General features: G+C 62.5%; 9 protein-coding genes. All 9 read left to right on the forward strand.

The genetic code is table 11. The features are described from left to right. A partial coding sequence (locus B3E94_RS00005) for a site-2 protease family protein (protein WP_286911811.1) occupies positions 1–324 on the forward strand: 324 nt, incomplete at its 5' end. 71 nt (positions 325–395) lie between these two features. Continuing rightward, the gene (gene bamA, locus B3E94_RS00010) at positions 396–2,744 is read left to right on the forward strand and encodes an outer membrane protein assembly factor BamA (RefSeq protein WP_176513520.1); all 2,349 of its coding nucleotides are present in this window, start codon (positions 396–398) and stop codon (positions 2,742–2,744) included. A 44-nt stretch (positions 2,745–2,788) separates the two neighbouring features. Then, positions 2,789–3,292, forward strand: a complete 504-nt coding sequence (locus B3E94_RS00015) for an OmpH family outer membrane protein (protein ID WP_008094900.1) — start codon at positions 2,789–2,791, stop codon at positions 3,290–3,292. Position 3,293: 1 nt separating this feature from the next. Then, positions 3,294–4,349 carry a UDP-3-O-(3-hydroxymyristoyl)glucosamine N-acyltransferase gene (gene lpxD / locus B3E94_RS00020; RefSeq protein WP_286911815.1) on the forward strand — a complete coding sequence of 352 codons (1,056 nt, stop codon included), beginning with the start codon at positions 3,294–3,296 and terminating at the stop codon, positions 4,347–4,349. A gap of 114 nt (positions 4,350–4,463) precedes the next feature. Continuing rightward, complete coding sequence (fabZ, locus tag B3E94_RS00025; RefSeq protein ID WP_016392301.1) at positions 4,464–4,904, forward strand: 3-hydroxyacyl-ACP dehydratase FabZ; 441 nt, start codon at positions 4,464–4,466, stop codon at positions 4,902–4,904. Continuing rightward, positions 4,901–5,677 (forward strand): acyl-ACP--UDP-N-acetylglucosamine O-acyltransferase, encoded by a 777-nt coding sequence (lpxA, locus tag B3E94_RS00030; RefSeq protein WP_176513516.1) that lies wholly within the window; start codon positions 4,901–4,903, stop codon positions 5,675–5,677. The genes fabZ and lpxA overlap by 4 nt, the downstream gene beginning before the upstream one ends. A gap of 1 nt (position 5,678) precedes the next feature. After that, positions 5,679–6,806 (forward strand): lipid-A-disaccharide synthase, encoded by a 1,128-nt coding sequence (gene lpxB, locus B3E94_RS00035; RefSeq protein ID WP_176513514.1) that lies wholly within the window; start codon positions 5,679–5,681, stop codon positions 6,804–6,806. A 1-nt stretch (position 6,807) separates the two neighbouring features. Then, a complete protein-coding gene (gene rnhB, locus B3E94_RS00040) occupies positions 6,808–7,431 on the forward strand; it encodes a ribonuclease HII (RefSeq protein ID WP_286911818.1) in 624 nt (207 codons plus the stop codon). A 186-nt stretch (positions 7,432–7,617) separates the two neighbouring features. Further along, positions 7,618–9,098 (forward strand): DNA polymerase III subunit alpha (gene dnaE / locus B3E94_RS00045; protein WP_286911820.1); only part of this gene is annotated, 1,481 nt, incomplete at its 3' end.

Raw genomic sequence — 9,098 nt, forward strand, 5'->3', positions numbered from 1 at the left:
TCGCTGAAGAAAATGCTGTTCGGGGAGCTCTCGGTAAAAAACTTGAGCGGACCGATAACCATTGCTAAAGTGGCGGGCGCTTCAGCCCAGTCCGGCGTGGGGGATTTCCTGAATTTCCTGGCCTACCTGAGCATAAGCCTGGGGGTTCTTAACCTGCTGCCCATTCCAGTATTGGATGGGGGGCATTTGCTGTTTTACCTGGTCGAGTGGGCGCGCGGTCGTCCGCTGTCCGATCGGGTGCAAGGTTGGGGGGTCCAGATCGGTATCAGTTTGGTCGTAGGGGTGATGTTGCTCGCCCTGATCAACGATCTGGGTCGACTATAAAAGCTTCGCATTGCGAACCTGCCGCCACTTCGCGGCAGGTTGTTTATTGCCAGTTGGAATAAAAGGACTTCATGAAACGTCTGCTGCTAACTGCGGTCCTCTCCGCACTGATGATCGCTGAAGTTCACGCCGAGTCCTTCACCATCTCCGATATTCGTGTCAACGGCCTGCAGCGGGTATCCGCCGGCAGCGTCTTCGGTGCCTTGCCGCTCAACGTCGGCGACCAGGCCGATGACCGTCGCCTGGTGGAATCGACTCGCTCGCTGTTCAAGACCGGCTTCTTCCAGGACATCCAGCTGAACCGCGACGGCAATGTCCTGATCATCAACGTGGTCGAGCGCCCGTCGGTGTCGAGCATCGAGATCGAAGGCAACAAGGCGATCAGCACCGAAGACCTGATGAAGGGCCTGAAGCAATCGGGCCTGGCCGAAGGCGAAATCTTCCAGCGTGCCACCCTTGAAGGCGTGCGTAACGAGCTGCAGCGCCAGTACGTGGCCCAGGGCCGCTACTCGGCCGAAGTCGACGCCGAAGTGGTGCCGCAGCCGCGCAACCGCGTCGCGCTGAAGATCAAGATCAACGAAGGCACGGTCGCGGCCATCCAGCACATCAACATCGTCGGCAACACCGTGTTCGACGATGAAGAGCTGTCGCAGCTGTTCGAACTGAAGACCACCAACTGGCTGTCGTTCTTCAAGAACGACGACAAGTACGCCCGCGAGAAACTCTCCGGTGACCTGGAACGCCTGCGTTCCTACTACTTGGACCGCGGCTACATCAACATGGACATCGCCTCTACCCAGGTGTCGATCACCCCGGACAAGAAGCACGTCTACATCACCGTCAACGTCAACGAAGGCGAGAAGTACACCGTTCGCGACGTGAAGCTCTCCGGTGACCTCAAGGTGCCGGAAGACCAGGTCAAGTCGTTGCTGCTGGTGCAGCCGGGCCAGGTGTTCTCGCGCAAGGTGATGACCACCACGTCCGAGCTGATCACCCGTCGTCTGGGTAACGAAGGCTACACCTTCGCCAACGTCAACGGCGTGCCGCAGCCGAACGACCAGGACCACACCGTCGACATCATGTTCGTCGTCGACCCGGGCAAGCGTGCCTACGTCAACCGCATCAACTACCGCGGCAACACCAAGACCGAAGACGAAGTGCTGCGTCGCGAGATGCGCCAGATGGAAGGCGGCTGGGCTTCGACCTACCTGATCGACCAGTCCAAGACTCGCCTCGAGCGCCTGGGCTTCTTCAAGGAAGTCAACGTCGAGACCCCGCCGGTGCCAGGCACCGACGACCAGGTCGACGTCAACTACAGCGTCGAAGAGCAGGCTTCCGGCTCGATCACCGCCAGCGTCGGTTTCGCCCAGAGCGCCGGCCTGATCCTCGGTGGTTCGATCAGCCAGAGCAACTTCCTGGGTACCGGTAACAAGGTGTCCATCGGCCTGACCCGTTCCGAGTACCAGACCCGCTACAACTTCGGTTACGTCGATCCCTACTTCACTGCCGACGGCGTGAGCCTGGGTTACAACGCCTTCTACCGCAGCACCGACTACGACGACCTCGATGTCGACGTGGCAAGCTACGCGGTCGACAGCTACGGCGCGGGCGTCAGCCTGGGCTACCCGATCAGCGAAACCTCGCGCCTGACCTACGGCCTGAGCGTGCAGCAGGACAAGATCAAGACCGGCAAGTACACCGTTGACGAGATCTTCGACTTCCTCAAGGAGGAAGGCGACAACTTCCTGAACTTCAAGGCTTCGATCGGCTGGTCCGAATCGACCCTGAACAAAGGGGTGCTGGCGACCCGTGGTCACTCCCAGAGCCTGACCCTGGAATCGACCATCCCGGGCAGCGACCTGTCGTTCTACAAGCTCGACTACCGTGGCCAGCTGTTCAAGCCGATCACCAACAACTACACCCTGCGCCTGCACACGGAACTGGGCTATGGTGATGGTTTCGGTGGTACTTCCGGCCTGCCGTTCTACGAGAACTACTACGCGGGTGGCTTCAACTCCGTCCGTGGCTTCAAGGACAGCAGCCTGGGCCCACGCAGTACGCCAAGTACCGGCAAGAACCCAGGCACCATCGCCGACCCGGACCAGGATCCGCTGCCGTTCGGTGGCAACGTGCTGGTGCAAGGTGGCGTCGAGCTGCTGTTCCCGCTGCCGTTCGTCAAGGACCAGCGTTCGCTGCGCACCTCCGTGTTCTGGGATGTGGGTAACGTGTTCGACACCAACTGCGGCAGCAAGCCGGATTGCGAAAAGGTCGGCTTCTCGGGCATGGCCAGCTCCGTTGGCCTGGGCGTTACCTGGATCACGGCCCTGGGCCCGTTGAGCTTCAGCCTGGCGATGCCGGTGAAGAAGCCGGACGATGCCGATACCCAGGTGTTCCAATTCTCTCTGGGCCAGACCTTCTAAGGTCGGCCCTTGCTTAACGACAACGGTTTATCCAGGAGTGCATCGTGCGTAAGTTGACTCAACTGGCCGTACTGGCCGCGGCGCTGGTCGCCACCCCGGCTTTCGCCGAAATGAAGGTTGCCGTGCTGAACTATCAGATGGCCCTGCTCGAATCCGATGCCGCCAAGAAGTACGCGGTCGATGCCGAGAAGAAGTTCGGCCCGCAGCTGACCAAGCTCAAGAGCCTGGAAAGCAGCGCCAAAGGCATCCAGGACCGTTTGATCAAAGGCGGCGACAAGATGGCGCAGCCTGAGCGTGAGCGCCTGGAGCTCGAATTCAAGCAGAAAGCCCGTGACTTCCAGTTCCAGTCCAAGGAGCTGAACGAAGCCAAGGCCGTTGCTGACCGCGACATGCTCAAGCAGCTCAAGCCCAAGCTCGATGGCGCTGTCGAGGAAGTGATCAAGAAGGGCGGTTACGACCTGGTTCTCGAGCGCGGTGCGGTCATCGATGTCAAACCTCAGTACGACATCACCCGCCAAGTCATCGAGCGCATGAACCAAGCCCGTTGATATGACCGTGACCATGACGCTCGGCCAGCTGGCCGAGGCCCTCGGGGCCACACTCCAAGGCCCTGAGGCGCTGCAGATCACCGGGCTGGCCACCTTGCAGGAGGCCGGCCCCGGCCAACTGAGCTTCTTGGCCAACCCGCAGTACCGCAAATTCCTGGACAACAGCCAGGCTGCCGCGGTGCTGCTCAAGGCTGCGGACGCCGAAGGCTTTGCCGGCAATGCCCTGATCGTGCCCGACCCGTACCTGGCGTACGCGCGCATTTCCCACCTGTTCGATCCCAAGCCCAAGGCTGAGGCGGGTATTCATCCCAGCGCCGTGGTTGCCGAGGATGCCCAGGTGGATGCCAGCGCCAGCATCGGGCCGTTCGCGGTCATCGAGAGTGGTGCGCGCATTGGCGCCAATGTCAGCATCGGTGCGCATTGCGTGATCGGTGCCCGCTGCGTGGTCGGCGAGGGCGGCTGGCTGGCGCCACGGGTCACGCTGTATCACGACGTGACCATCGGCAAGCGTGTGGTCATCCAGTCGGGCGCTGTAATCGGTGGCGAGGGCTTCGGCTTTGCCAACGAGAAGGGCGTGTGGCGCAAGATCGCCCAGATTGGCGGCGTCACCATCGGTGATGACGTTGAAATCGGCGTGAACACCGCCGTTGATCGCGGCGCGCTGTCCGACACGCGGATCGCCGACGGGGTCAAGCTCGACAACCAGATCCAGATCGCCCACAACGTTCAGATCGGTGAGCACACGGCGATGGCTGCCTGCGTCGGGATCTCCGGCAGCACGCGCATCGGCAAGCACTGTACCATCGCCGGCGGCGTCGGTATGGTCGGCCACATCGATGTGTGCGACAACGTATTCGTGTCCGGGATGACCATGGTGACCCGTTCGATCACCGAACCGGGTGCCTACTCTTCCGGTACTGCCATGCAGCCCCTGGCTGACTGGCGCAAGAGCGCCGCGCGTATCCGCCAGCTGGACGACATGTCCAAGCGTCTCCAGCAGCTGGAAAAACGTGTCGATACCGTGACCTCAGGTGGCCAGCCGACATCAGAAGGCTGATACCATTTTCCTGAGCAAGAGTGAACAGTCGCTAGCTGGCTCCTCTTTGGATTGCAAAAGGAGCGTGCGGTCAGCACCTGCGCTCCCTATTCTTATTACAGGCTTCCCCCCGAAATGATGGACATCAACGAGATTCGCGAATACCTGCCTCACCGTTACCCGTTCCTGCTGGTGGATCGCGTGACGGACCTGGATTTCGAGGCCCAGAGCATTCGTGCCTACAAGAATGTCAGCATCAACGAGCCGTTCTTCAATGGCCACTTCCCGGCGCACCCGATCATGCCGGGCGTGCTGATCATCGAAGCGATGGCCCAGGCGGCCGGCATCCTTGGTTTCAAGATGCTTGATACCAAGCCCGCCGATGGCACCCTGTACTACTTCGTCGGCTCCGACAAGCTGCGCTTCCGCCAGCCGGTGCTGCCGGGCGACCAGCTGGTGCTGGAAGCCAAGTTCCTCAGCCGCAAGAGCATGATCTGGAAGTTCGAGTGCCGCGCCCTGGTCGACGGCAAGCCGGTCTGCTCGGCAGAAATCACCTGTGCGGAACGCTCCCTATGAGTTCGATTGACCCACGGGCGATCATCGACCCCTCGGCCAAGCTGGCCGCGGGTGTCGAGGTTGGCCCGTGGTCGATTGTCGGGCCTGATGTGGAAATCGGCGAAGGCACGGTCATCGGCCCGCACGTGGTGCTCAAGGGCCCGACGCGCATCGGCAAGCACAACCGCATCTACCAGTTTTCCTCGATTGGCGAAGACACCCCGGACCTCAAGTACAAGGGTGAGCCGACTCGCCTGGTGATCGGCGATCACAATGTGATTCGCGAAGGTGTGACCATTCACCGTGGCACGGTCCAGGACCGTTACGAAACCACCCTGGGTGACCACAACCTGATCATGGCCTACGCCCACATCGGCCATGACAGCGTGATCGGCAACCATTGCATCCTGGTCAACAACACTGCGCTGGCCGGCCATGTGCATGTCGGTGACTGGGCGATCCTGTCCGGTTTCACCCTGGTGCACCAGTACTGCCATATCGGCGCGCATGCGTTTTCCGGCATGGGTACGGCGATCGGCAAGGACGTGCCGGCCTTCGTCACCGTCTTCGGCAGCCCCGCCGAAGCCCGCAGCATGAACTTCGAAGGCATGCGCCGCCGCGGTTTCAGCGATGAAGTGATTCACGCCCTGCGCCGCTCCTACAAGATCGTCTACCGCCAGGGCCTGACCGTCGAAGAGGCGATCAAGGAGCTGGACGAACTGAGCGTCAAGCACCCCGAGGTCGACCTGTTCCGCCAGTCGATCGTGAACTCCGCCCGCGGCATCACCCGCTGACATGGCGCAGCTTTGCGTAGCCCTGGTTGCGGGTGAGGCCAGCGGCGATATTCTGGGTTCCGGCTTGATGCGCGCCCTCAAGGCGCGCCATCCCGATGTACGGTTCATCGGTGTCGGTGGCCCGTTGATGGAAGCCGAAGGCCTGCAGTCTTACTTCCCCATGGAACGCCTCGCGGTCATGGGCCTGGTCGAAGTGCTGGGGCGCCTGCGCGAGCTGCTCAAGCGGCGCAAACAGCTGATCCAGACGCTGATCGCCGAAAAGCCCGATGTGTTCATCGGCATCGACGCCCCCGATTTCACCCTCAACATCGAATTGAAACTGCGCCAGGTCGGGATCAAGACCGTGCACTACGTCAGCCCGTCGGTCTGGGCCTGGCGGCAGAAGCGCGTGCTGAAGATCCGCGAAGGTTGCGACCTGATGCTGACCTTGCTGCCGTTCGAGGCGCGCTTCTACGAAGAGCAGGGCGTGCCCGTGCGCTTCGTCGGCCATCCGCTGGCCGATACCATCCCGCTGGATGCCGACCGTCAGGCGGCGCGCCAGGCCCTGGGCCTGGCTGAAGGCCCGTTGGTGGCATTGATGCCCGGGAGCCGCGGAGGCGAGGTGGGGCGCCTGGGGGCGTTGTTCCTCGATGCCGCCCAGCGCCTGTGCGAGCAGGTGCCGGGTGTGCGGTTCGTGCTGCCTTGCGCCAATGCCGCGCGGCGCGAGCAAATCGAGCAGATGCTGGCAGGCCGGCAATTGCCCTTGACCCTGCTCGATGGCCAGTCGCACCAGGCGCTGGCAGCCTGCGATGCGGTGCTGATCGCCTCGGGTACCGCGACCCTGGAAGCGCTGCTGTACAAGCGGCCGATGGTCGTCGCCTATCGCCTGGCGCCGCTGACCTACTGGATTCTCAAGCGTCTGGTAAAAAGCCCCTACGTGTCGTTGCCGAACCTGCTCGCCCAGCGCGAACTGGTACCCGAGCTGCTGCAGGATGCCGCCACCAGCGAAGCCCTGGCCACGGCCCTGGCGCCGTTGGTGGCCGATGGCAGCCAGCAGACCGAACGCTTCGACGAGATTCACCGCACCTTGCGCCGCGACGCCTCCAACCAGGCGGCGGATGCGGTGCTGGCTTTGCTCAAGGCTCGCTGATATGCAGATAGGACTGGATTTCAACCTGGTCGAAGACCTGGTCGCCGGCGTCGATGAAGTGGGCCGCGGCCCGCTGTGCGGCGCGGTGGTCACTGCCGCGGTGATTCTCGACCCGGCTCGGCCGATTCTTGGCCTCAATGATTCGAAGAAACTGACCGAAGCCAAGCGTGAAGCGCTGTTCGACGAGATTTGCGCAAAGGCCCTGAGCTTTTGCATCGCACGCGCCGAGGTGGAGGAAATCGACCGCCTGAACATCCTGCAGGCCACCATGCTGGCCATGCAGCGTGCGGTGGAAGGCTTGAGCGTCACGCCCAAGCTTGCACTGATCGACGGTAACCGCTGCCCCAAGCTGGCAGTGCCTGCGGCGCCGGTGATCAAGGGCGATAGCCAGGTGCCGGCGATCGCTGCCGCGTCCATCCTGGCCAAGGTGACCCGTGACCGGGAGATGAGTGCGTTCGAGCTGATCTACCCGGGCTACGGCATGGGCGGGCACAAGGGTTACCCGACGCCTGTGCACCTCGAAGCCTTGGCACGCCTCGGACCTACGCCCATTCATCGGCGTTCGTTTGCCCCCGTGCGGGCAGCTTGGGAAGCCCATATGGGCGTTACCGATTCTTTGATCTGACGGATGGGGCCGCATGGCGGCCCATCGCGGGCAAGCCCGCTCCCACAGGTAATGCGCATTCCTGTGGCTCACACTATCCCTGTGGGAGCGGGCTTGCCCGCGATGGGCTGCGAAGCAGCCCCAAAATCCCTATTCAATTACGCTACAATCCCGCCCTTGTCGTTAAGCACTGCTACAGGACTTTCCATGTCGGTTCCCTTCGTTCACCTGCGCGTCCACTCCGAATTCTCGCTGGTCGACGGCCTGGTGCGGATCAAGCCGCTGGCCAAGGCGCTGGCGGGGATGAACATGCCGGCGGTGGCGATCACCGACCAGAGCAACATGTGCTCGTTGGTGAAGTTCTACAAGACCGCCATGGGCGCCGGGATCAAGCCGATCTGCGGTGCCGACCTGTGGCTGGCCGGTGCCGACCCCGAGGCGCCACTGTCGCGCATCTGCTTCCTGGCCATGGACCCCAAGGGTTACCGCAACCTCACCGAGTTGATCTCGCGTGGCTGGACCGACGGCCAGCGCAACGGCCTGGTGATTCTCCAGCGTGAATGGATCGCGCCGGCCAGCGAGGGGCTGATCGCCCTGTCGGCGGGCAAGGAAGGCGATATCGGCCAGGCCCTGATGGCCGGCCGCGACGATGAGGCTGCATCGCTGCTGCGCGACTGGATGGGCATGTTCCCCGAGCGCTTCTACGTCGAGCTGCAGCGCACCAACCGTGCCGGCGACGAAGAATACGTGCACGCCGCCGTGGCCCTGGCCGACAAGCTTGGCGCGCCGCTGGTCGCCACCAACGACGTGCGCTTCATCAAGCAGTCGGACTTCGATGCCCACGAAAGCCGCGTGTGCATCGGTGAAGGCTGGACCCTCGACGACCCGCGCCGCCCGCGCATGTACAGCGACCAGCAGTACCTCAAAAGTGCGCAGGAAATGGCCGAGCTGTTCAGCGACCTGCCCGACGCGATCGCCAACACCGTCGAAATCGCCAAGCGCTGCAATATCCAGGTACAGCTGGGCAAGTACTTCCTTCCCGATTTCCCCACGCCCAATGGCATGGGCATCGACGATTACCTGCGCCATGTTTCCCACGAAGGCCTGGAAGAGCGCCTGGCCGTGCTCTGGCCGAAGGAAACCACGCCCAATTACGAAGAGAAGCGCCAGCTCTACCTCGACCGCCTGAAGTTCGAACTGGACATCATCATCCAGATGGGCTTCCCCGGTTACTTCCTGATCGTGATGGACTTCATCAAGTGGGCCAAGAACAACGGCGTGCCGGTCGGCCCTGGCCGGGGGTCGGGTGCAGGTTCGCTGGTGGCCTACGTGCTGAAGATCACCGACCTCGACCCGCTGGCCTACGACCTGCTGTTCGAGCGCTTCCTCAACCCTGAACGTATTTCCATGCCCGACTTCGACGTCGACTTCTGCATGGATGGCCGCGATCGGGTGATCGACTACGTGGCCGAGGCCTACGGGCGCAACGCGGTGAGCCAGATCATCACCTTCGGCACCATGGCCGCCAAGGCGGTGGTGCGCGACGTGGCGCGGGTGCAGGGCAAGTCCTACGGCCTGGCCGACCGCCTGTCGAAGATGATCCCGTTCGAAGTGGGCATGACCCTGGAGAAGGCCTACGAGCAGGAAGAGATCCTGCGCGACTTCCTCAAGGGCGACGAGGATGCCCG

Source organism: Pseudomonas sp. UBA6315, assembly GCF_002438125.1.
GTDB classification, from domain to species: domain Bacteria; phylum Pseudomonadota; class Gammaproteobacteria; order Pseudomonadales; family Pseudomonadaceae; genus Aquipseudomonas; species Aquipseudomonas faucium.

What these genes read in the sequence shown, in the direction of transcription:
- bamA (WP_176513520.1), top strand. Translation starts at nt 396, where the DNA reads ATGAAACGTCTGCTGCTAACTGCGGTCCTCTCCGCACTGATGATCGCT.
- fabZ (WP_016392301.1), top strand. Translation starts at nt 4,464, where the DNA reads ATGATGGACATCAACGAGATTCGCGAATACCTGCCTCACCGTTACCCG.
- lpxD (WP_286911815.1), top strand. Translation starts at nt 3,294, where the DNA reads ATGACCGTGACCATGACGCTCGGCCAGCTGGCCGAGGCCCTCGGGGCC.
- rnhB (WP_286911818.1), top strand. Translation starts at nt 6,808, where the DNA reads ATGCAGATAGGACTGGATTTCAACCTGGTCGAAGACCTGGTCGCCGGC.
- lpxB (WP_176513514.1), top strand. Translation starts at nt 5,679, where the DNA reads ATGGCGCAGCTTTGCGTAGCCCTGGTTGCGGGTGAGGCCAGCGGCGAT.
- lpxA (WP_176513516.1), top strand. Translation starts at nt 4,901, where the DNA reads ATGAGTTCGATTGACCCACGGGCGATCATCGACCCCTCGGCCAAGCTG.